The 22,336-nt window shown below is 65.0% G+C and carries 17 protein-coding genes, 2 tRNA genes and 2 pseudogenes; 12 read left to right on the plus strand and 9 right to left on the minus strand.

What is annotated here, in order from left to right; translation table 11 throughout:
• Positions 1-198: 198 nt before the first annotated feature.
• Complete coding sequence (locus AC5Y42_RS10035; protein WP_499897794.1) at positions 199-411, plus strand: hypothetical protein; 213 nt, start codon at positions 199-201, stop codon at positions 409-411.
• A 42-nt stretch (positions 412-453) separates the two neighbouring features.
• Here the strand turns inward: AC5Y42_RS10035 and AC5Y42_RS10040 are convergent.
• Together AC5Y42_RS10040 and orn are read right to left on the minus strand one after the other, a co-directional pair.
• Positions 454-526, minus strand: a tRNA-His gene (locus tag AC5Y42_RS10040).
• Between the two features lie 35 nt (positions 527-561).
• Positions 562-1,218, minus strand: coding sequence for an oligoribonuclease (gene orn / locus AC5Y42_RS10045; protein WP_499897795.1), 657 nt, complete (start codon positions 1,216-1,218; stop codon positions 562-564).
• A 101-nt stretch (positions 1,219-1,319) separates the two neighbouring features.
• Between orn and AC5Y42_RS10050 the strand changes: the two are divergent.
• A pseudogene (locus AC5Y42_RS10050) lies at positions 1,320-2,889 on the plus strand (helicase HerA-like domain-containing protein).
• Positions 2,890-2,970: 81 nt separating this feature from the next.
• Here the strand turns inward: AC5Y42_RS10050 and cmrA are convergent.
• The gene (gene cmrA / locus AC5Y42_RS10055; RefSeq protein WP_499897797.1) at positions 2,971-3,774 is read right to left on the minus strand and encodes a mycolate reductase; all 804 of its coding nucleotides are present in this window, start codon (positions 3,772-3,774) and stop codon (positions 2,971-2,973) included.
• Between the two features lie 135 nt (positions 3,775-3,909).
• On the opposite strand from cmrA, the pseudogene AC5Y42_RS10060 reads away from it, so the two are divergent.
• From AC5Y42_RS10060 to AC5Y42_RS10070, 3 genes and pseudogenes are all read left to right on the plus strand, one after another.
• Positions 3,910-5,202: pseudogene (locus tag AC5Y42_RS10060) on the plus strand (MFS transporter); the annotation flags it as partial.
• A gap of 126 nt (positions 5,203-5,328) precedes the next feature.
• Positions 5,329-6,840, plus strand: a complete 1,512-nt coding sequence (locus AC5Y42_RS10065; RefSeq protein WP_499897798.1) for a flavin-containing monooxygenase — start codon at positions 5,329-5,331, stop codon at positions 6,838-6,840.
• Positions 6,837-8,597, plus strand: a complete 1,761-nt coding sequence (locus AC5Y42_RS10070; protein ID WP_499897799.1) for a GMC oxidoreductase — start codon at positions 6,837-6,839, stop codon at positions 8,595-8,597. The genes AC5Y42_RS10065 and AC5Y42_RS10070 overlap by 4 nt, the downstream gene beginning before the upstream one ends.
• 19 nt (positions 8,598-8,616) lie before the next feature.
• On the opposite strand, the gene AC5Y42_RS10075 is transcribed toward AC5Y42_RS10070, so the two are convergent.
• Together AC5Y42_RS10075 and AC5Y42_RS10080 are read right to left on the minus strand one after the other, a co-directional pair.
• Positions 8,617-9,357, minus strand: coding sequence for an MmpS family transport accessory protein (locus tag AC5Y42_RS10075; protein WP_499897801.1), 741 nt, complete (start codon positions 9,355-9,357; stop codon positions 8,617-8,619).
• A gap of 67 nt (positions 9,358-9,424) precedes the next feature.
• Positions 9,425-10,048: an SACE_7040 family transcriptional regulator gene (locus tag AC5Y42_RS10080; protein ID WP_499897803.1), complete on the minus strand. Its 624-nt coding sequence runs from the start codon at positions 10,046-10,048 to the stop codon at positions 9,425-9,427.
• Between the two features lie 81 nt (positions 10,049-10,129).
• Here AC5Y42_RS10080 and AC5Y42_RS10085 point away from each other — a divergent pair, with 81 nt between their 5' ends.
• Genes AC5Y42_RS10085 through AC5Y42_RS10105 form a run of 5 tightly spaced genes read left to right on the plus strand, consistent with a single transcriptional unit; the run spans position 10,130 to position 16,158 of the window.
• Positions 10,130-11,680 carry a carboxyl transferase domain-containing protein gene (locus AC5Y42_RS10085; RefSeq protein WP_499897804.1) on the plus strand — a complete coding sequence of 517 codons (1,551 nt, stop codon included), beginning with the start codon at positions 10,130-10,132 and terminating at the stop codon, positions 11,678-11,680.
• A gap of 5 nt (positions 11,681-11,685) precedes the next feature.
• Positions 11,686-13,683: an acetyl/propionyl/methylcrotonyl-CoA carboxylase subunit alpha gene (locus AC5Y42_RS10090; protein WP_499897806.1), complete on the plus strand. Its 1,998-nt coding sequence runs from the start codon at positions 11,686-11,688 to the stop codon at positions 13,681-13,683.
• Positions 13,680-14,840, plus strand: coding sequence for an acyl-CoA dehydrogenase family protein (locus AC5Y42_RS10095; protein ID WP_499897808.1), 1,161 nt, complete (start codon positions 13,680-13,682; stop codon positions 14,838-14,840). The genes AC5Y42_RS10090 and AC5Y42_RS10095 overlap by 4 nt, the downstream gene beginning before the upstream one ends.
• Positions 14,837-15,331 (plus strand): MaoC family dehydratase, encoded by a 495-nt coding sequence (locus AC5Y42_RS10100; RefSeq protein WP_499897809.1) that lies wholly within the window; start codon positions 14,837-14,839, stop codon positions 15,329-15,331. The genes AC5Y42_RS10095 and AC5Y42_RS10100 overlap by 4 nt, the downstream gene beginning before the upstream one ends.
• Positions 15,331-16,158: an HpcH/HpaI aldolase/citrate lyase family protein gene (locus AC5Y42_RS10105; RefSeq protein ID WP_499897810.1), complete on the plus strand. Its 828-nt coding sequence runs from the start codon at positions 15,331-15,333 to the stop codon at positions 16,156-16,158. Before AC5Y42_RS10100 ends, AC5Y42_RS10105 begins: the two co-directional genes overlap by 1 nt.
• A gap of 19 nt (positions 16,159-16,177) precedes the next feature.
• Here AC5Y42_RS10105 and AC5Y42_RS10110 read toward each other — a convergent pair whose 3' ends face one another.
• Complete coding sequence (locus AC5Y42_RS10110; RefSeq protein ID WP_499897812.1) at positions 16,178-16,537, minus strand: PAS domain-containing protein; 360 nt, start codon at positions 16,535-16,537, stop codon at positions 16,178-16,180.
• Between the two features lie 517 nt (positions 16,538-17,054).
• On the opposite strand from AC5Y42_RS10110, the gene AC5Y42_RS10115 reads away from it, so the two are divergent.
• Positions 17,055-17,630 (plus strand): TetR/AcrR family transcriptional regulator, encoded by a 576-nt coding sequence (locus AC5Y42_RS10115; RefSeq protein WP_499897814.1) that lies wholly within the window; start codon positions 17,055-17,057, stop codon positions 17,628-17,630.
• 35 nt (positions 17,631-17,665) lie between these two features.
• Here AC5Y42_RS10115 and glgX read toward each other — a convergent pair whose 3' ends face one another.
• The 3 genes from glgX to AC5Y42_RS10130 form a co-directional block, all read right to left on the minus strand.
• Complete coding sequence (glgX, locus tag AC5Y42_RS10120) at positions 17,666-19,828, minus strand: glycogen debranching protein GlgX (RefSeq protein ID WP_499897815.1); 2,163 nt, start codon at positions 19,826-19,828, stop codon at positions 17,666-17,668.
• Between the two features lie 90 nt (positions 19,829-19,918).
• Positions 19,919-20,671: an enoyl-CoA hydratase gene (locus AC5Y42_RS10125; protein WP_499897817.1), complete on the minus strand. Its 753-nt coding sequence runs from the start codon at positions 20,669-20,671 to the stop codon at positions 19,919-19,921.
• 67 nt (positions 20,672-20,738) lie between these two features.
• Positions 20,739-20,812 (minus strand) — tRNA-Arg (locus AC5Y42_RS10130).
• Between the two features lie 194 nt (positions 20,813-21,006).
• Here AC5Y42_RS10130 and lipQ point away from each other — a divergent pair.
• Entirely contained in the window at positions 21,007-22,287 is a 1,281-nt protein-coding gene (lipQ, locus tag AC5Y42_RS10135) for an esterase LipQ (protein ID WP_499897818.1), read from the plus strand.
• The last annotated feature ends 49 nt before the right edge of the window (positions 22,288-22,336 follow it).

Here is a 22,336-nt window from a genome sequence, read left to right on the forward strand (position 1 = left end):
GAAACGTATCCAATCTGCGAGTCGTTCTAGACAGCCTGCGTGATTTCAGCTACCTTAGTACTGGATACGACGACGTATCGAAATTAAGAGACATCCTGATTGTTTTCATGGGGTGCCTCAGCGCCAATGTTCGACGAACTTTCGCCGAGCAGGGGGATTGGACGACACCACACGCAGCATCAAACGGAAGGCGAATGGATGATGATTCCGACCAAGCAACCGCACACAACCCCACTCGGTCTGAACGTGATGGCCCTATTGCTCGTGTTGGCGGCCCTGGTGGTGGCATTCGGTTGCTGGTTCGACGACGAAATCCATCGTCACACCGAAGGCAACGGCGCGGCGTACCACGGTCTGCTCGGTGTCGGGGCACCTGGCCACGCGTTGGGAACAGTCGTCGCCCTCCCATAGGTGTGAAGCAACCCAACGCAGGCAACCGCGCGACAGTTTCGGGGTGGCTGACGGGACTCGAACCCGCGACACCCAGGATCACAACCTGGTGCTCTACCAGCTGAACTACAGCCACCATCGCCGCCAGCCCAGCTGGCAGCGACGTCGATACTAGCGGCTCGGGTGCTCGACGGCCGAATCGATTTCCTCTGGCGCCTCCGTCGCGGCCCCCAACTCGGCGGCCACCGCCGCGATGTCGCTGGTAGCGGGGCCTGGTGGCGCGACGAATGCGGTTCGCCGGTAGAACTGCAGTTCGCGGATGGATTCATGGATGTCGGCCAGCGCGCGGTGCGCCAGCCCCTTAGCGGGCTGCCCGAAGTAGATACGGGGATACCAGCGTCGGCACAGCTCTTTGATCGAGCTGACGTCGATCATCCGGTAGTGCAGAAACGAGTCCAGGGCGGGCATGTCGCGCGCGATGAACCCGCGGTCGGTGGCGATCGAGTTGCCCGCCAGCGGCGCCGTCTTGGCTTGTTTGACGTGCTGGCGGACGTAGTCGAGCACCATCGTCTCGGCCGTGGCCAGGTCAACCGTGGAGGCGCGCACCTCGTCGATCAGCCCCGAGCGGGCGTGCATGTCGGCGACGACGTCGATCATCGACGACAACGCCGCGTCGTCGGTATGGATCACCACGTCGACGCCCTCGCCGAGAATATTGAGGTCAGCATCGGTCACCAGGACAGCGATCTCGATCAACTTGTCCGACGCCAGGTTCAGCCCGGTCATCTCGCAGTCGATCCACACCAGTTGGTCCCGCGCCGCATTCACCACGCACACGTTAGCCGTCGCCGCTGCCCGGCACCGCCAGGTGCCACTAATGTCGGGGTTTGCCCGCATTACTGGGGACTACTGAGGAGGCATGCCGCACCATGAGCTCTGAAACAACCCCCGCCCAGCAGATCGCGGCCGGGTATGCCGTCGATGGCCAGGCTCTGGAGTTGGGCACCGTCGTCGTCGACGGCACCGCCGATCCGACCGCGCAGATCCGTATCCCGCTGGCCACGATCAACCGCCATGGGCTGGTGGCCGGCGCCACCGGCACCGGGAAGACGAAAACCCTGCAGCTGATCGCCGAGCAGCTCTCGGCGGCCGGCGTCCCCGTACTGATGGCCGACGTCAAGGGCGACCTGTCCGGCCTGGCGCGCCGGCGAGGGCAACGACAAGACGGCCGCGCGCGCCAAGGACACCGGCGACGACTGGGCGGCAACCGGCTTCCCGGTGGAGTTCCTGTCGCTGGGCACCAACGGCATTGGCGTGCCGGTACGGGCCACCATCTCCAGCTTCGGTCCGATCCTGCTGTCGAAGGTGTTGGGGCTCAACGCTACTCAGGAGTCAACCCTCGGCCTGATCTTCCATTGGGCAGACCAGCGCGGTCTTCAGCTGCTGGACCTGAAGGACCTGCGCTCGGTCATCACCCACCTGACCAGTGATGAAGGCAAGCCGGAGCTGAAAGCCCTCGGCGGCGTGTCCTCGACGACGGCCGGTGTCATCCTGCGGGCCCTGGTCAACCTGGAAGCCGAAGGCGCCGACACCTTTTTCGGCGAGCCCGAGCTCAAGCCCGACGATCTGGTGCGCCTCGACGGCCAGGGTCGCGGCGTCATCTCGCTGCTCGAACTCGGCGACCAGGCGGTACGCCCGGTGATGTTCTCCACCTTCCTGATGTGGGTGCTGGCCGACCTGTTCACCTTCCTGCCCGAGGTTGGCGACGCCGACAAACCGAGGCTGGTCTTCTTCTTCGACGAGGCCCACCTGCTGTTCACCGATGCCTCCAAGGCGTTCCTCGAGCAGGTCGAGCAGACCGTCAAACTAATCCGCTCCAAGGGCGTGGGGGTGTTCTTCTGCACCCAGTTGCCGACCGACATCCCCAACGACGTGCTCTCCCAGCTGGGTGCCCGCGTCCAGCATGCCCTGCGTGCGTTCACCCCCGACGACCAGAAAGCGCTCACCAAGACCGTAAAGACCTATCCGAAAACCGATGTCTACGACCTGGAGTCGGCATTGACGTCGCTGGGCATCGGCGAGGCTATCGTCACCGTGCTCTCGGAGCGCGGCGCGCCCACACCGGTGTCGTGGACCCGGATGCGGGTGCCACGTTCGCTGATGGCCGCGATCGGCACCGACGCCATCAAGCAGGCGGCCAAGTCCAGCCCGCTGCAGGCCGAATACGGCGAGACCATTGACCGGGAGTCGGCCTACGAAAAACTCACCGCCGAAAAGTCAGCGCCGCAGGATGATTCGCCACCGGCCAAGACCAAGGGCAAGCGCACGCCGACGCCCGAGCCGCAGCCGGAGCGGCTCGGCTGGTGGAAGCGCTTCACCCGTTGGGTGAAAAACATCTTCGCCAGTCCGGCCGCCAAGAGCTTCGCGCGTTCAGCCGGCACCGCTATGGGCCGCGAAATCACTCGCGGCATGATGGGTACCGGCAAGCGGCGGCGTTAGTCGTCGCGAAACAGAACGCAGGGCTGTGATCGTCGCCCCAGCACGACCCTGGCTTCTGTTTCGCGACGACAGCGCTGAAGCTCACTCGCCCAGCTTTTTGTAGAAGCTGCCGACGATCGGCGAGACGATTGCCCGCGGAGCGTATTGGCTGGCCACCGACATGGCCTTCGACGTCACACCGGGAACGATGCGCATCTTGTTGCGCGCCAGGGCATCCAGCGACACTCGGGCGGTGTGCTCGGTGGAAATCCACAAGAAGTCCGGCACCAGCTTTTCGACGAGTGACTGCTCGGCCGGATCCGGAAGATCGGTGCGTACCGGCCCTGGCGCCAGCACTGTGACGTGTACGCCGGAGCGGCGCAGCTCACCGCGCAGTGACTCGCTGAACGTGTTCACGAACGCTTTGCTGGCTGCGTAGGTGGCGTTGTAGGGGATCGGCGAATTGCCCGCTGCCGAACCGGAAATCAGGATGCCGCCAGCCCGCCGCTCGACCATTCCCGGCAGCACCGCCAACGCAAGGTCATGTACCCCAAGCACATTGAGCTGCACCTGCGCCTTTTCAGCGGCCGGATCGAGACCCGAGACCGCTCCGAAGGTGGCGGTGCCCGCGTTGGCGCACAGGATCGAGATATTCCGAGTGGCCAGTTCGTCGCACAGCTTGGCCCGGTCGGCGGGGTCGGCCAGATCGGCGGCACGCACCTCGACGGCGACCCCGTACTGGTCGACCAAGCGCGCGGCAAGCCCGATGAGCACATCCTCACGTCGCGCGGTGATGATCAAACTGTGGCCGCGCGCGGCCAGTTCGGTGGCCAACGCTTCGCCGATATTCTGCGAGGCCCCGGTGACAACGGCACGAGCATCGGGGCTGGGAGCGGGTACGGGCATGCGGCCAATCGTAGGAGCCGATCGCGAGCGCGGCGAAGCCGGGCGCGGCGGGTCGGCGACCGTAAGCAGAGAGCCGATCGCGAGCGCGGCGAAGCCGGGCGCGGCGGGTCGGCGACCGTAATTAAAGTGCGTTGCATGAGCAACCCGGTTGCGGGTTCGCGCCCCGCCGGGCGATCCACAGTGTTCGCGTGGGCGTTGTGGGACTGCGGTACCACCGGTCTGAGCGCGATCGTGGTGACGTTCGTGTTCTCCGTCTATCTGACCGGCACCGTCGGCGTCGGCATCGGCGGCGGTACCACGCCGGCGAGTTGGCTGGGTCGTTCGCTGGCGCTGGCCGGGCTGACCATCGCGCTGCTGGCGCCCGTCGTCGGCGTCTGGGTGGAAGCCCCGCGCCGCCGGCGCATTGCGTTGACCGCCCTGACCGGTCTGGCGGTGGTGCTCACCGCCGCGATGAGCCTGATCCGCGACCAACCCGGTTACCTGTGGGCCGGATTGGCCTTGCTGGCAGCCACCGCGGCCTGCGGCGACCTGGCCAGCGTTCCCTACAACGCCATGCTGCGGCAGCTTTCCACCCCGCAGACATTCGGGCGGATCTCGGGTCTGGGCTGGGCTTCGGGCTATGCCGGCAGCGTGGTGTTGTTGCTGGTGGTGTACCTGGCTTTCATCTCCGGTACCGGCAAGACCCGCGGATTGCTGCACCTGCCCACCGCCGACGGCATGAACGTTCGCGCCGCGATGCTGCTGGCCGCCGCCTGGCTGGCGATCCTGGCCCTGCCGTTGCTGTTCACCGCGCACCGGTTGCCGGCAACCAACGCGGCCGACACGGGGGCGCCGGGCGGTTATCGCAAACTGTGGGCGGACCTGAGGGCCGAGTGGCGCCGCGATCACAACCTGGTGTATTTCCTGGTTGCCAGCGCGATCTTCCGGGACGGGTTGGCCGGGGTCTTCACGTTCGGTGCGGTGCTCGGCGTCAACGCCTACGGAATCTCGGCGGCCGATGTGCTGATCTTCGGGGTGGCCGCCAGCGTGGTGGCTGCGCTGGGTGCGGTGGCCGGCGGGCTGGTCGACGATCGGATCGGATCCAAGCCGGTGATCGTGGGCTCACTGGCGGCGATCATCGCGACGGGACTCACCTTGTTGACGTTGTCGGGTCCTCGAGCGTTCTGGGTTTGCGGATTGCTGCTGTGCGTGTTCATCGGGCCGGCTCAGTCGTCGGCGCGCACCCTGCTGCTCAGGATGTCGACACACGGCAAGGAAGGCGTGGCCTTCGGCCTGTACACGATGACTGGGCGGGCGGTGTCGTTTTTGGCGCCGTGGCTGTTCTCTGTCTTCGTCGACGTGTTCGGCGCCGTCCGTGCCGGCATGGGCGGACTGTGTCTGGTGTTGGGTACCGGACTGGTGGCCATGCTCGTGGTGCGCGCACCGCGCCGTGATGTCGCCGCCATGCCAAAAAGCGCCGGCCGGCGTCGCAGTCTCGCGCGCCGGTCGGTTTCTAACCCGGAGCGATCGGCTACTCAACTGCGGTCGTGACAGACGTGCAGAAGGAGATGGCAGGTGGCATCGGCGTCACATCAGCGAGGCGGCGTGACCATCATCGGAGCGGGGTTCAGCGGCATCTGCATGGCGATCAAGTTGCGCCGCGCCGGCATCCCCTTCACCATCCTGGAGAAGGGGGACCGGGTTGGCGGGGTGTGGCGGGACAACACCTATCCGGGCGCCGCCTGTGATGTGCCGTCACACTTGTACTCGTACTCGTTTGAGCCGAGCCATGACTGGTCGCGCAAGTACGGCACCCAACCGGAGATCCAGAGCTACGTTGACCAGTGCGCGGCGAAGTACGGCATCACTGAACACATCAGATTCGGCCATGAGGTGCAGGCGGCAAACTTCGACGAGAGCGCGGGCACCTGGACGGTAGCGCTGCGCGGCGGCGGCGAGATCACGTCAACGTATCTCGTGGCGGCCACTGGTCAACTGAGCCTGCCAGCTGATCCGACGTTCGCCGGCTTAGAATCGTTTTCGGGCAAGGCTTTTCACTCTGCACGGTGGGATCACGACTACGACCTGCGAGGCAAGACGGTTGCGGCCATCGGCACGGGCGCTTCGGCAATCCAGTTCGTACCGCAGATCGCGCCGTTGGTCGAGCGGATGTATGTCCTTCAGCGCTCGGCGCCATATGTGCTGCCCAAACCGGACCGACGCTACAGGCCGCTCGAGAAGTATCTCTATCGGCACTTCCCGGCGACGTTGGTCGCGAGCCGCGCCCGCCAGTACGCCTACCACGAGGCGCGAGTGATACCGCTGACCAAAGGCATCGGGGTCAAGGCCTTCGAGCGGGTTTGGGAACGCTATCTGCGCGCTCAGGTCGCGGACGAGGAGCTGCGCGCCAAGTTGCGTCCCGACTACCCAATTGGCTGCAAAAGGGTTCTGATTTCCAACGATTGGTACGCGACGATGAACCGGCCCAACGTCGAGTTGATCACCGCGGGATTGGACGAAGTTCGGCCGACACAGATCGTGGCCGCCGACGGCAGCGAACGCGCCGTCGACACGATCATCTTCGGGACCGGATTTGTCACCAACGAGTTTCTGGCCCCGATGACCGTCACCGGATGTGGCGGCCGAGAGTTGCACGACGTGTGGCAAGAGCATGGCGGCGCGGAGGCATTCAAAGGTATTGCGGTGCCCGGATTCCCGAACATGTTCATCCTGTACGGGCCCAATACCAACCTGGGCCACAATTCGATCATCTACATGTTGGAAAGCCAGACGGACTATGTGCTGGAAGCCCTGCGATACGCCGCAAGTCATGCAGCGAAGTGGCTCGACGTGCGGCCCGAGGCCCATGAGGAATACAACTCAGCGGTGCAGCAACTGCTGAAAAAAACTGTGTGGCAAGCGGGTTGTGACAGTTGGTATGTCACTGAGGCCGGCAAGAACACTAACAACTGGCCTAGCTTCACCTTCGACTACCGGCGCAAGACCCGATTCTTCGATCCGGTTCACTACGTCACGGATGCGTCGCACCGTACCCCACCAGCTTCAACAGGAGCGCGAAATCCATGACCACCCTTCGCAACCCGGGACCACACACCCATCGAAGACCATTCGATTATGACGTGGTGGTCATCGGCTCGGGATTCGGCGGGTCGGTGGCGGCGCTGCGACTGACCGAGAAGGGTTATTCGGTCGGCGTCGTCGAAGCTGGCCGCCGGTTCGAGGACGCGGAGTTTCCCGAGACCAGTTGGCAGCTGCGCAAGTTCTTGTGGGCGCCGAAGCTGGGCTGCACCGGCATGCAGCGCATCCATGTGCTACCTGACGTGATCGTGTTGGCCGGTGCCGGGGTGGGGGGCGGCTCGTTGGTTTACGCCAATACGCTGTATCAGCCCAAATCGGACGCGTTCTACAACGATCAGCAATGGGCGCACATCACCGATTGGAAATCCGAACTGGAGCCGTTCTACGACCAGGCGAAGCGGATGCTCGGCGTGGTGACGAACCCCACCATGACACCGTCGGATCGCGTGATGCAACGCGTCGCCGATCAAATGGGCGTCGCCGACACGTTCGGCATGACGCGGGTGGGTGTGTTCTTCGGGCCCGACAACCGCAAAGCTCCTGGCGTGGAGTTCGCCGACCCGTTCTTCGGTGGGATGGGTCCGCGCCGGAAGGGCTGCATCGAAGTGGGCGAATGCATGACGGGCTGTCGGCACAATGCCAAGAACACGCTGATGAAGAACTACCTCTACCTGGCCGAGCGCGCCGGAGCACACATCCACGCCCTCACCACGGTCACCGCGGTGCGGCCATTAGAGGGCAGCGGCTACGCCGTGGACACCGTGCGTACCGGCACGTGGCGTCCCAAGAAGACTGCCCGCACCCTCACCGCACAGCAGGTCATCTTCGCTGCCGGAACCTGGGGCACACAGAGCTTGCTGCATCGGATGAAGGCAGACGGTGTTCTGCCGAGGCTTTCGGATCAGCTCGGGGTGCTGACCCGCACCAACTCCGAAGCGATATGCGCAGCCAGTGTGAAACTGCGCCGCCGCAAGGGCGCGGCGTTTCACCAGGGTGTCGCGATTACGTCATCCATTCACCCCGACGACAAGACGCACATCGAACCATGCCGTTACGGCAAGGGCTCCAACACGATGGGGTTGCTGGCCACGGTGATGACAGACGGCGGCGGGAAGGTCCCGCGGTGGCTGAAATGGATCGGCCAGATGATCCGTCATCCGGCGCAGGCGGCCTCGGTGTACGTCGGCCTGACCGACTGGTCGCAGCGCACCATAGCCGCGCTGGTGATGCAGACCGAGGACAACTCGCTGACGCTTTTTCCGAAGCGGACCCGGTTGGGTGGTTTCAAACTGTCGTCCCGGCAGGGCCACGGCGTGCCGAATCCGACCTGGCTTCCTGCGGCCAACGAGGCGGTGCGCCGGATGGCCCGGGAGATCGACGGGTTGCCATACAGCAGTGTCGGCGAAATCATCGACGTGCCGATGACCGCGCACTTTCTCGGCGGCTGCGCGATCGGCGACTCGCCCGACACGGGCGTGATCGATCCGTATCACCGGGTCTACGGCTACCCCGGCCTGCATGTGTTCGACGGCGCGGCGATCTCGGCGAATATCGGCGTGAACCCGTCGCTGACCATCACTGCCCAGGCCGAACGGGCAAGCGCGTTCTGGCCCAACAAATGTGCGGCGGATTCTCGGCCGCCGCTCGGTGCCGGATACGAAATGATCGCGCCCGTGCCGCCGCTGAACCCGGTGGTGCCTGCGGGTGCTCCCGCCGAGCTTCGGCTGCCGAGCGCTCCACGGTGACACCGCTGGCGATCGCCGCCTAATCCGGTGCGTCGCAGACGGTCACGCCCACACCGGTCTTCTCGCGCACCTGCACACCAGCCACCGTGAGCGTGCAGGTGACGTTGTGGCCGATATTGACAATCGCGACGCTGGCTTTCTGGTCGCCGGACTTCGGCAGGCTGACTTCCTTGCTCCACGGCAGTGGCACGTTGAACTCGGTTTGGCGCACGCCGCCGTTGTCCACATAACTGATGCTGATCGCCCGGCCGTCGCCGTTGACGTTGTAGACGACGGTGTCGGTACCTGCCGCGCCGGTCGTCTCACTTGGTTCAGCAGATTGACTAGGCGCGGCGGCACTGCTGCTCGGCGATCTCGACGTGGTCGAGGAGGGGGCCTTCGAGCCGGACATGGTGGGCAGCGGCGCGACGGTGGTCTGGTTCTTGGCCGAGCCGTTGGCGATCACCAACGCGATCACCATAGCGATGACCAACAACACCGCTGCGGCGGCGGCAATCCATAACCAGCGCGGCGCTTTCGGACGTTGCGGCGGCTGGTCCTGTGGCGGCTGACCCTGCGACCACTGGTCTTGCATCCAGTACTGGGGCAGCTTCTCGGTGGGATTGGTTTCGGTAGGTCCGGGGCGATGCGGAGGCCCGTAGGACGATTGACCGCCGTACGCGGGATCGCTGTACGGCGGATAAGGCTGACGCAGCCGCTCGGTTGGTTCGGCCTCCTGCCGTGACCCGCGGAAGTGCCCGGGGCGACGTGGATCGTTCATGCCCACCTCATGGTGGCAGGGTACCTGCAGAACGATGCAGGCTATTGACGCACCTCAGCGGCCGGCATCACTGCCTCTCGCCACCGGCAGACAGCGCGGCGACCGTCATCGACCGCATCACCGCGCGTGAGCGCGCGGCCCGGGTGTCGCGTTTCATGCTGTGCGGTGTCGAGTTCAACAGGCCGAACACCGCGTGAGCCATCAGCCGTGCGTCGGCTTCGGGCAGGCCGGGCGCCAGCTCGCGCAGCACGCCCACCCAGACCTCGACATACTGCCGTTGCGCGCTGCGCACCTGCCGCTCGGCGGTGGCCGGCAGATGTGCCAGGTCGCGGTCCTGAATGCGGATCAGATCCGGCTCGCCCAGCGCAAAGTCGAGATGAAAATCGATGAGGCCGTCCAGCGCCTCGTCGGCGTCATTGCTAGCGGACCGCACTGCCCGCGCCCCGGCGAGCAACCGGGTACTAATCCCCACCAGCAGTTCGACCAGCAGCGACTCCTTGTTGGGGAAGTGCCGGTAGATGGCCGGACCGCTGACACCGGCCGCCGCGCCGATGTCCTCCAGCCGCACCGCCAGGAACCCGCGTTCGGCAAACAGCCGCTCGGCCGCCGACAACAGTTGCGCACGCCGGTCGGACTTCAACTGGCTGCGACGATTGGGGACCTCGGGGTCGGCCGGGGCAGACGCTGCCATAACGGCCTCCTGGACAGTTCGGTTAATCGCCACTAACATAACACGAGTTAGTCGTCATTAACCGAAATCGGCGGAAGATACATGACCTCTGCGGCGGCCAATCGCGAGGCGCACCGTGCGCTGGTGGCACAGTTGCACGACAAACTCGCCGCCGCAGCCCTGGGTGGCTCGGAACGTGCTCGCGCACGCCATGTCGACCGGGGCAAACTGCTGCCGCGCGATCGCGTCGACGGCCTGCTCGACCCCGGCAGCCCGTTGCTGGAAGTCGCGCCGCTGGCCGCCGATGGCATGTACGACGACGAGTGCCCCGGCGCGGGCATCATCACCGGCATTGGTCGAATCTCCGGCCGCGAGTGCATGATCGTGGCCAACGACGCCACCGTCAAAGGCGGCACGTACTACCCGATCACCGTCAAAAAGCACCTGCGGGCACAAGAAATCGCCGGGCAGAATCAGTTGCCCTGCGTCTATCTCGTCGACTCCGGCGGCGCATTCCTACCGCGTCAGGACGAGGTGTTTCCCGACCGGGAGCATTTCGGCCGGATCTTCTACAACCAGGCCAAGCTCAGTGCCGATGGCATCCCACAGATCGCCGCTGTGCTCGGATCCTGCACGGCCGGTGGAGCTTACGTGCCGGCGATGAGCGACGAGGCCGTCATCGTGCGTAACCAGGGCACCATCTTCCTGGGCGGGCCGCCGCTGGTGAAGGCCGCCACCGGAGAGGTGGTCACCGCAGAAGAGCTCGGCGGCGGTGACCTGCACTCCAAGACCTCCGGTGTCACCGATCATCTCGCGCACGACGACCGTGATGCGTTGCGCATCGTCCGGCGCATCGTCTCCACGCTGCGCCCGCGGCAACCGCGGGCCTGGGACGTCGTGCCGACGGTGGAACCGGTCGCAGATCAGTCCGAGCTCTACGATGTGGTGCCCGTCGACCCGCGGATTCCCTACGACGTGCACGACGTCATCACCCGCGTCGTCGACGGCGGCGAATTCAGCGAGTTCAAGGCGGAGTACGGAAACACCTTGATCACCGGATTCGCCCGCCTCCACGGCCATCCTGTGGGCATCATTGCCAACAACGGTGTGCTGTTCTCCGAATCCGCGTTGAAGGGTGCACATTTCATCGAGTTGTGCGACAAGCGGATGGTGCCGCTGCTGTTCCTGCAGAACATCTCCGGGTTCATGGTGGGCCGTGACTACGAGGCGGGCGGTATCGCCAAAAACGGCGCGAAGATGGTGACCGCGGTGGCATGCGCTCGGGTGCCCAAGCTGACCGTGGTGATCGGCGGTTCCTACGGTGCGGGCAACTATTCGATGTGCGGTCGCGCGTATTCACCGCGCTTCCTGTGGATGTGGCCGAACGCCCGGATCTCGGTGATGGGCGGCGAGCAGGCCGCCTCGGTGCTGGCGACGGTGCGTGGCGAGATGACGGCCGAAGAGGAGGACACCTTCAAGGCCCCCATCCGCGCGCAGTACGAACACCAGGGCAACCCGTACTATTCGACGGCCCGGCTGTGGGACGACGGCGTGATCGACCCCGCCGATACCAGAACCGTTGTGGGCTTGGCTCTTTCGGTGGTGGCGAACGCGCCCGTGGAGCCGGTCTCCTACGGCGTATTCCGGATGTGAGTGTGATGGACTTCAATACTGTTTTGGTCGCCAACCGCGGTGAGATCGCCGTCCGGGTGATTCGTACGTTGAAGACCATGGGCATCCGTGCGGTGGCCGTTTACAGCGACGCCGACGCCGCCGCCCGTCACGTCGCCGAAGCGGACCTGGCCGTTGCGATCGGACCGGCACCCGCCCGGGACAGCTACCTCAACATCGCCGCCGTCGTCGACGCAGCACAGCGCACCGGAGCACAAGCGGTGCATCCCGGGTATGGGTTCCTCTCCGAGAACGCCGCTTTCGCAGCCGCACTGACCGCGGCAGGAGTGACCTTCATCGGCCCGCCGGTGGCGGCCATCCAGACCATGGGCGACAAGATCGCCGCCAAGGCCACCGTGGCGGCGTTCGGCGTCCCGGTGGTTCCCGGTATCGCCCGGCCGGGCCTGACCGACGCCGAGCTGATCGCCGCCGCCGACGACATCGGCTACCCCGTGTTGGTCAAGCCGTCGGCCGGCGGGGGAGGCAAAGGCATGCGGCTGGTCGAACGTCCCGAGGACCTGCCCGCCGCTCTGGCGAGCGCGCGCCGCGAGTCGGCCGCCGCGTTCGGCGACGACACGCTCTTTCTGGAGCGATTCGTATTGCGGCCCCGGCATATCGAAGTCCAGGTCGTGGCCGACAGCTACGGAAACGTGGTGCACCTGGGCGAGCGGGAGTGCAGCCTGCAGCGACGGCATCAGAAGGTCATCGAGGAAGCGCCGTCGCCGCTGCTGGACGCCGAGACCCGGGCCCGCATCGGCGCCGCGGCCTGCGACACCGCGCGCAGCGTGGACTACACCGGCGCCGGCACGGTGGAGTTCATCGTCTCGGCTGACCGGCCCGACGAGTTCTTCTTCATGGAGATGAACACCCGGCTGCAGGTCGAGCATCCGGTCACCGAGATGGTGACGGGTTGGGATCTGGTCGAGTGGCAGGTCCGCATCGCCGCGGGGGAAAAGCTGACCGCAGGACAGCCGGATATCGCCATGCACGGGCACGCCATCGAAGCCCGGGTTTACGCCGAGGATCCCGCCCACGGCTTTTTGCCCACCGGCGGTGACGTGCTGGAGCTGGTCGAACCCAACGGTTCTGGCGTGCGGGTGGACTCGGGCTTGCGCACCGGAACGGTCGTCGGCAGCGACTACGATCCGATGCTGGCCAAAGTCATCGCCCATGGCGCAGACCGGCCGGCTGCGTTGCGCGCACTCGACCGGGCGCTATCGGAGACGGCGGTGCTCGGTGTGGTCACCAATGTCGAGTTCGCCCGGTTTTTGCTGGCCGACCCCGACGTCGCCGCCGGCCGGCTCGACACCGGACTGCTGGACCGGCGGGCCGGGGATTTCACCGCGGCGCCGCCCACCGACGACCAGTTTTTCGCCGCGGCGGCCTACCGGTGGTTGCGGCTCTGGCCGGCGCCGGGCGCCGACCTGTGGGCGGTGCCGTCCGGCTGGCGCGTCGGGGCGGCCGCGCCGGTGACCATCCGGCTGCGCGCCGGTGACCGCACCGACCACGTTCACCTCACCGGAAGCCCCGCTGACGCCACGGCGCGCATCGAAGACAGCGAAAACCACTCGCTGCGCGCAGAATTCACAGGAGACCGGTTGGCGATCACCCTGGATGGGGTGCGCACCGAGTACACCGTCGCCGAAGCAGACCACCAGATTTGGTTGGCCGGCAGCGGCGCTACCGTGGTGCTCGAGGAAGTCCGCGAAGCACCGGTACGACCCGACGATGCAATCAGCGGCGACGCCGAATTGACCAGCCCGATGCCTGGCTCCATGGTCGCGGTGGGCGTCGAGGACGGCGCCGAAGTCACGGCGGGGACCGTTGTCGTCACCGTCGAGGCGATGAAGATGGAGCATGCACTGTCGGCCCCCGTCGACGGCGTCGTGCAGCTTCTGGTCGGGGTCGGCGACCAGGTGAAGGTGGGCCAGCCGTTGGCCCGAATCACGGTGGGTACCAAAGCAATGACAAAGGATGACCAATGACTGAGTTCTTAGCGACCGGGATGCTTCCCGACGAATATCAACAGCTGGCCAAGACCGTGCGCGATTTCGCGCAGAGCGTCGTCGCGCCGGTCGCGGCCCACCATGACGCCGAGCATTCATTTCCCTATGAGGTCGTCTCCGGGATGGCCGACATGGGTCTGTTCGGCCTGCCGTTTCCCGAGGAGTGGGGCGGAATGGGCGGCGACTACTTCGCGCTGTGCCTGGCCCTGGAGGAACTGGGCAAGGTCGACCAGAGCGTGGCGATCACCCTCGAGGCCGGTGTGTCACTGGGCGCCATGCCGATCTACCGGTTCGGTAGCGACGAGCAGAAGCGGGAGTGGTTGCCGCAGTTGGCCAGTGGGCGTGCATTGGGCGCGTTCGGCCTGACCGAACCCGGTGGCGGCACCGATGCCGGCGCCACCAAGACCACCGCACGCCTCGACAACGGTGACTGGGTGATCAACGGGTCCAAACAATTCATCACCAACTCGGGCACCGACATCACCACACTGGTCACGGTCACCGCGGTCACCGGTGAACGGGATGGCCGAAAAGAGATTTCGTCGATCCTGGTACCGCGGCCCACCAAGGGGTTCACCGTCGAACCGGCCTACGACAAGGTCGGTTGGAAGGCTTCCGACACCCACCCGCTGACCTTCGAGGACGTGCGGGTGCCCGAGGAAAACCTGCTCGGCGAACGCGGTCGCGGGTATGCGAACTTCCTGCGCATTCTCGACGAGGGCCGGATTGCGATTGCTGCCCTGTCCACCGGCGCTGCCCAGGGCTGTGTGGACGAGAGCGTCAAATACGCGCGGGAGCGTGAGGCGTTCGGCCAGCCGATCAGCCGCTATCAGGCCATCGAGTTCACCATCGCGCGGATGGAGGCGCGCGCCCACACCGCCCGCACCGCCTACTACGACGCCGCCGCGCTGATGCTGGCCGGCAAACCGTTCAAGAAGCAAGCCGCGATCGCCAAGTTGGTGGCCAGCGAGGCGGCCATGGACAACGCCCGCGACGCAACCCAGATTCACGGCGGCTATGGATTCATCAACGAATTCCCGGTGGCCCGTCACTACCGGGACAGCAAGATCCTGGAGATCGGCGAGGGCACCAGCGAAGTGCAATTGATGCTGATCGCCCGAGAGGTGGGCCTGTGAGTTCGCATGAGCGCGAAGTCGTCCAGCGCGGACTGTGGTTCGAGGAGTTCGAGACCGGCGTGCGCTATCTGCACCGCCCCGGCCGGACGATCACCGAAGCCGACAATGTGCTGTTCACGACGTTGACGATGAACACCCAAGCGCTGCACTTGGACGCGGCGTTCTCCGACGCGCTGCCGCCGTTCAATCAGCGGCTGGTCAACTCGATGTTCACGCTGTCGACGCTGGTCGGATTATCGGTCGCACAGCTGACCCAGGGCACGATCGTCGGCAACCTGGGATTCTCCGAAATTGCGTTCCCCAAACCGCTGTTCCACGGTGACACGTTGTATGCCGAAACCGTGATCACCGAGAAACGGGAATCCAAGAGTCGGCCAGGGGAGGGCATCGTGACTTTCGCGCACACCGGGCGCAACCAGCATGATGATGTCGTCGCCACCGCGTCCCGCAAGACTATGGTGCGAATGCGGCCGGCCGAGGCCGCCGGCTGATGGGCCTGCAGAACCCTGGGCCGGCGTGGCTATTCTGCCCGGCCGACCGCCCGGAGCGGTTCAAAAAAGCTGCGGCGGCAGCCGATGTCGTGATCCTTGACCTCGAGGACGGGGTAGCTGCCGCGGACAGGCCGGCCGCTCGCCAAGCACTCGTCGACGTGCCACTCGACCCCGCGCGCACCGTGGTGCGGGTCAATCCATTCGGAACCTCCGACCAACAACACGATCTGGAAGCGTTGGCACGTACCCGCTACGACACCGTGATGTTGCCCAAATGCGAAGCACCCGAACAGGTCGCTACGCTGGCGCCGCGCGACGTCATCGTGCTGGTCGAATCACCACTGGGCGCCCTCAGGGTCACCGAGAACGTCCGCGCCGACAATGCTGTCGCGGTGATGTGGGGCGCCGAAGATCTGTTCGCCGTGCTCGGCGGTACCAATAACCGCTACGCGGACGGTAGTTACCGCGAAGTGGCGCGTCACGTCCGTTCGCAGTCGCTGCTGGCGGCCAAGGCATACGGCCGCCTCGCGCTCGACTCGGTCTATCTCGACATCAAAGACCTTGACGGGCTGCGCGGCGAAGTCGACGACGCCGTCGCGGTCGGCTTCGACGCCAAGGTTGCTATCCATCCCAGCCAGGTCTCGGTGATCCGCGCCGGCTACGCGCCCTCGGCCGATCAGGTGCAGTGGGCGCGTCGCGTGCTGGCCGCCGCCGGCGATAACCGCGGTGTCTTTGCATTCGACGGCCTCATGGTGGACGCGCCGGTGTTGCGGCGAGCGGAGCGGATCGTGAAGCTGGCGGCCGACTCTGGAAGCTCACGGGTATAGCGGGCTTGTAGGGACTTTGCTAGTGCCCGTCGTGCCACAACTGGTCGGTGAGCTCGTGAAACGTTGTTAGCGCGATATTTTCGTCCTGACGCACCAGCGCCGGCTTGCTCATACGGGCCCGCACGTTGAATCCGTCGCAATGTGCCATTTCGACAAGTTCATCGGCATATGCACCCATGATGTCGACTACCGTCCCGCCGCTGGGCAGGGTTCGAAAGATTTTCTCGAATCGCAGCTCTCGCATCGCGTCGTGGGGGGAATAGCCAAGCATGGTGGCAAACGCCGGATTCGCGTACAGAACCGTGCCGTGTGAGTCGACCGCAAGCGTCGGAATCGGCAGCCTGTCAAGGACCACCAGAGCCGGCATCTCGCGCAGCACGTCAGCAGGCGATTGGCCGGAATTTCTGGAGCGACGGCGCTCTGGGCCGCGATAGTGACTGGAGTCTGCCGATGAAGCACCGTCGCCACACATCGAGCCTCCCAGGCCACACAGATTTCGGCTCTGCATTTCGGGCCGACCCCATGGTCAGCCCGTAGTCGGGACCACCCCTCGTACGGTCCGACATTCCGACGCGGAACTCTCCCCGTCAGGCGCGGGCGGTCCGACCTGCAGGACTGAATGGTGATCAACGTTATAACACGGAGGCCAGTTGGGAACAAGAGCTCTTATCAAGAAGTTTGTTGGCCTGGCATTGGCAGCGGCGAGCCGGACAAGTCGAAACGCGTCGGGATAGCTAAAATGCGGCACCATGAGAATTTTGCGTACACCCGCGCAGCCCGGATCGCCCCGGCTAGCGTCGGCAACGCCGCAGGGTGGGCGCACGATCCGCGGTCTAGACGCAGAACAACGACGCGCCAAGCGTCGCGAGCAAATCTTGGCGGCAGCGTTCGAACTGTTGGCCCGCGACGGCTACGCCAAAACGTCCATAGAGCAAATTTGCCAGACCGCCTACGTCGGCAACAAAGCGTTCTACGAACTGTTCGACAGCAAAGAAGACTGCTATTTGGCGCTGCTTCGTCAGTTAGCCGAACGGGTCGAACAACAGGTATCGCAGGCCTTAAAGGAGTCGGCCGACGACGAAGACGAAGAAGAAACGGTACGTCGCCTCGTGTCCGCCTTCGCCCACGCGTTGGTCGACGACCCACGCATCGCGGTGGTGAGCTTCGGTGAATCTGCAGGTATTTCACCGCGAGTCGAGGCCCAACGGCGAGAGAACCGCCGTTGGGGAGCGTCATTCGTCGAGGCGTTTTGGCGCCGTACGCAGTCAACCGGCGGCGACACGCACAGAGACGATATCGACTATCACGCCCTGGCGGTCGCCACCATCGGCGGACTGTTCGAGACCGTAACCGACTGGCTTCACGAAGCGGATCCTCCACGATCACGGAATATCGAAAACCTCATCTCCGATCTGACCACATTCATGTCGGTCGTCGAGGCCGGGATCACCACACCGGGCCGTGCCGATTGAGTCAAGGCGCTTCGAAGGATCCCCTCGCGCCGTCGTCAGTCAGAGTCGGCTTGCAGCACCGCCATCGCCCGTGCCTCCACGCGGACAGTGCCCCCGGCGGTGATCGGTTTCTGCTCTTCACCATTCGCGGCCAACTTGGCAGTATCGACTACCGGTATCCAGGCCTGGCCGAATTCCATTGGCGGCAGCGTGAACTCAATCGGTTCGTGGTGTGCGTTGAAGCACAGGAAAAATGAGTCATCGGTCACCCGCTGACCGCGGCTGTCAAGGTCGGGCAGACCCAGGCCGTTCAGGTAGACCGCGATGGACTTACCGAATCCGGACTCCCAGTCCTCGTCGCTCATTTCCGATCCGTCGGGTTGCAGCCAGGAGATGTCGGGCAGTCCTTCGGCACCGCGACGCCGTACCGGCAGCCCGTTGAAGAACCGGCGGCGGCGAAACACCGGGTGAGCGGTGCGCAGCGCGGAAACATGACGCGTGAAGTCGACCAGCTCGGTGTCCGCCTTATCCCAATGAACCCAGGTGAGCTCATTGTCCTGACAGAATCCGTTGTTGTTGCCGTTCTGAGTACGGCCGAGCTCGTCACCGTGAGAAATCATCGGGACGCCTTGCGACAACAGCGTTGTCGCAAGAAAGTTACGCTGCTGCCGAGCACGTAGCGCGTTGACCTCGGGATCGTCGGTCGCGCCTTCCACACCACAGTTCCAGGACTTGTTGTTGCTCTCGCCGTCGTTGTTGTCTTCTTTGTTGGCCTCGTTGTGTTTCTCGTTGTAGGAGACCAGGTCCCGAAGCGTAAACCCGTCGTGCGCGGTGACGAAATTGATCGAGGCCACTGGGCGCCGGGCAGTGTGTTCGTAGAGATCCGCCGAGCCGGTCAGCCGGGAAGCGAACTCGTCGAGGGTCGCCGGCTCGCCGCGCCAGTAATCGCGAACGGTGTCGCGGAACTTGCCGTTCCACTCAGTCCATTGCGGCGGGAAGTTTCCGACCTGGTAGCCGCCCGGCCCGACGTCCCACGGCTCGGCGATCAACTTGACCTGACTGACTGTCGGATCCTGTTGGACCAGTTCGAAAAACGCCGACAGCCGGTCGACGTCGTAGAATTCGCGGGCCAGCGTCGAGGCCAGGTCGAATCGGAAACCGTCGACATGCATCTCGGTGACCCAGTACCGCAACGAGTCCATGATCAGTTGCAGCGTGTGGGGATGACCCACGTTGAGGCTGTTGCCGGTTCCGGTGTAGTCCATGTAATACTGCCGGTCGTCGTCGACCAACTGGTAGTAGCCGGCGTTGTCGATCCCGCGCATCGACAACGTCGGACCCAAATGGTTGCCCTCGGCGGTGTGGTTGTAGACGACGTCGAGGATCACCTCGATGCCGGCTTCATGCAGGGTGCGGACCATCGCTTTGAACTCCTGCACCTGCCCGCCGGGGGTGGTGCTGGAGGTGTATTTGAAATCAGGTGCGAAAAACCCAATCGTGTTGTAGCCCCAGTAGTTTGACAGGCCCTTGTCGACCAGCGTCGAGTCGTTCGCGAAGTGGTGTACCGGCATCAGCTCGATAGCGGTAATCCCCAGACTCTGCAGGTGCTCGATGATCGCCGGGTGCGCGATGCCGGCATAGGTGCCGCGCATCCGCTCGGGAATGTCGGGATGCAGTTGGGTCAGGCCCTTGACGTGCGTCTCGTAGATGACCGTGTCGGCGTACTCGTGGCCTGGCGGTCGATCGGCGCCCCAGTCGAAGAACGGGTTGATCACCACCGCCTTCGGCATGTGCGGTGCGGAGTCGTCGTCATTGCGGCTGTCGGGATCGCCGAAGTTGTAACTGAACAGCGACTGGTCCCACTCGAAGTTGCCGTCGATCGCCTTGGCGTACGGATCGATCAGCAACTTGTTCGGATTGCAGCGGTGCCCGGCGGCCGGGTCATACGGCCCGTGCACCCGATAGCCGTAGTGCTGACCCGGTTCGACTTGGGGCAGGAAGCCGTGCCAGACGAATCCGTCCACTTCGAGCAAAGCCACTTTGGACTCAACGCCGTCGGCGTCAAACAGGCAGAGCTCCACCTTCTCGGCGACCTCGCTGAACACCGCGAAATTGGTGCCCGACCCGTCGTACGTCGCGCCCAGCGGATACGCCTTACCGGGCCACTGCTCCCATGCGCTGGCCGCCTGCTGGCCAACTGAGTCGACAGTTTCGGTCATGACGCCCCCTCCCGGACGCTTCCGAGATAGCCAGGGAGAGACACCGTCAAACATCCAGGCGGCAGACCGGCCCGGCCATCGCCACTGGTGCTACCCGCGTCGCGCGGCGGCCAACCTTGCGGCGAATTCCGGCGACCGAATGGATTTGGCCTGCGGGCCGAGCTCAGTGCGCTTGGCCGACTCGTGCTGCTCGTCGTCAACCGAACCGGGATTGGCGGTGGCGCGCATCGTGACCTTGGTCTCCACCACGACCACGCGCGGGGCGGACGCAGGCCCGGCGGCCAACTCCAGCGCGGCGGCCACCGGATCATCGGCAATGCTCAGCGCCAACCCATGGCGCACAGCGGATTCCGCGTCGAAACGCATACCGAACAGCAAGGCAGCGCGGGCGACCTGCGGACCGACCGCCCGTTGCAGCATCCAGGTCGCACCGCCGCCGGGGTGCAGTCCCAGCTTCTGGAAGCGGGCGTCGAACACCGCGGCAGGCCCCGCGATGCGCACGTCGGCGGCCAGCGCCAGGTTCAGTCCTGCGCCGACAGCCGCGCCGTTGACCGCGGCGATCGTAGGCAACGTGCATTTGCCGACGGCCATGAAGCCGTCGTAGATCTGCAACAGTCCTTCCTCGGCCGCCTCACCGAGGGCGGTCAGATCAGCTCCGGCGCAAAACGCCTTGCCGGCGCCGGTGACGACGACGGCGTGCACGTCCGGATCGGCCTCGGCCCGCTCGACGGCGGTCCGCAGCTGCGCGGACATCGCGGCGGAGACGGCGTTGCGCCGGTCGGGGTCGTTGACGGTAATCAGCGCGACGCGATTGGCGACGGTGTAACGCACGAGATCGGGCACAGGGCACCTCCGTGGGTTGGATCTGGGCGTCTCAAATGCCCCAGCTGTCACATCAGTGTCAGGTCGGTGCCCCCGGCAGGACTCGAACCTGCGACCACAAGATTAGAAGTCATGCGCTCTGTCCAGCTGAGCTACGGGGGCCGGAAAAGTTTTATGCCCAGGTCAGTGTATCCAACGACGCGAAACGCTCAGCCCGGACACGCAACGCCGCGCGAAATCCCCTGGGCGGGAACGACGATTCGCTAGTGTGTGAGCCGCGACACACGTACGCTACCGATGGCCTCAAGCAGCCGGGGCGGCGACGCGTGTGGCCGATTGCGAGGAGCGGCGGTGTTATGAGCATGGCCATGACGGTGACGACTCGGTGCTCGCGGGCGGGTGCCGAAGCGATGCGACAGGGACGGGAATTGGCGGCCGTCCCGATCGACGCCTATCGCACCGGAGCGCTGCTGCTGCGCGGGTCCCCATCGCTGCTGGGCTGGTTCGCGGGCTGGTTATCGGCGGAATTTCCGCCGCACGTGGTGACCGGGCATGCGCTCTCGGGGGTGACCCCACTCTCGGTAGGCCGGGTTGCGACGACCTGGGCGGCCCAGCGGGCCGACCACATCCTGGGCGCGGCGCTCGAGGAGTCTTTCGGACCGAACGTCCGCGATCTGGTGTCCCACCCCGTCACCGACCGGCCCGAATGTGCCCGCCGTGGCGTGCTGCACGTCGCCGGGCATCGCCGCCGCTACGCGGCCAAGACGTCGAATATCGCCTACGGTCCGGGCGGCCGCCACAATCTGCTGGACATCTGGCGCCATCCCGACCTGGCGGAAGGATGTCAGGCCCCGGTCCTGATCCAAGTCCCAGGTGGCGGGTGGGCCATCAACGGCAAACGGGGCCAGGCCTATCCGCTGATGGGCCGACTGGTTGAACTCGGCTGGATCTGTGTGTCGATCGATTACAGCAGGAGTCCGGGCAAGGTGTGGCCGGCACACATCGTCGACGTCAAGCGGGCAATAGCCTGGGTCCGTGACAACATCGCCGTCTACGGCGGTGACCCGAACTTCATCGCGGTCACCGGCGGTTCCGCGGGCGCCCACCTGGCATCGTTGGCGGCGCTCACCGCTAACGACGTGCGGCTGCAACCCGGATTCGAAGAGATTGACACGACGGTTCAGGCGGCTGCACCGTACTACGGCGTCTACGACTTCACCGACACCGCGAAAATGCACGAGCTGATGCTGCCGTTCCTGGAGCGCTTCGTTATGCAAAAGCGCTATTCCGACGACCCGGGGCTGTTCGAATCTGCGTCGCCGATTTCACACGCGCACAATGGCGCTCCGCCGTTTTTCGTCTTGCACGGCGAGAACGATTCATTGATTCCCCGGGCGCAGGCCCAGACCTTTGCGACCGCGCTACGCGACGCGGGCGCCCGCACCGTGTGCCACGCCGAGCTGCCCAACGCTCACCACGCCTTCGATACGGTGGGAACCGTCCGGTCACAGCTGGTGGCCGACGCCGTCGCCGATTTTTTCGGTGTCGTCTATGGACGCTATCTGCGCTCCCGCAGACGTGTTTTGCGCAAACGTGTTACATCGGCGACCCCAATTGCCCGACGCGCGACCGGCTGAATTACCAATTCAACCGCCCGCCAGGCTATTTCGTTGTAATTCCATCGGT

The sequence above is a fragment of the Mycobacterium sp. NGS48 genome, from assembly GCF_059812585.1.

Bases quoted from the DNA above. Each gene is read 5' to 3' on its own strand.
- AC5Y42_RS10035 (WP_499897794.1), top strand. From the start codon at position 199: ATGATGATTCCGACCAAGCAACCGCACACAACCCCACTCGGTCTGAAC.
- cmrA (WP_499897797.1), bottom strand. From the start codon at position 3,774: ATGCCCGTACCCGCTCCCAGCCCCGATGCTCGTGCCGTTGTCACCGGG.
- AC5Y42_RS10070 (WP_499897799.1), top strand. From the start codon at position 6,837: ATGACCACCCTTCGCAACCCGGGACCACACACCCATCGAAGACCATTC.
- AC5Y42_RS10075 (WP_499897801.1), bottom strand. From the start codon at position 9,357: ATGAACGATCCACGTCGCCCCGGGCACTTCCGCGGGTCACGGCAGGAG.
- AC5Y42_RS10080 (WP_499897803.1), bottom strand. From the start codon at position 10,048: ATGGCAGCGTCTGCCCCGGCCGACCCCGAGGTCCCCAATCGTCGCAGC.
- AC5Y42_RS10085 (WP_499897804.1), top strand. From the start codon at position 10,130: ATGACCTCTGCGGCGGCCAATCGCGAGGCGCACCGTGCGCTGGTGGCA.
- AC5Y42_RS10090 (WP_499897806.1), top strand. From the start codon at position 11,686: ATGGACTTCAATACTGTTTTGGTCGCCAACCGCGGTGAGATCGCCGTC.
- AC5Y42_RS10095 (WP_499897808.1), top strand. From the start codon at position 13,680: ATGACTGAGTTCTTAGCGACCGGGATGCTTCCCGACGAATATCAACAG.
- AC5Y42_RS10105 (WP_499897810.1), top strand. From the start codon at position 15,331: ATGGGCCTGCAGAACCCTGGGCCGGCGTGGCTATTCTGCCCGGCCGAC.
- glgX (WP_499897815.1), bottom strand. From the start codon at position 19,828: ATGACCGAAACTGTCGACTCAGTTGGCCAGCAGGCGGCCAGCGCATGG.
- lipQ (WP_499897818.1), top strand. From the start codon at position 21,007: ATGAGCATGGCCATGACGGTGACGACTCGGTGCTCGCGGGCGGGTGCC.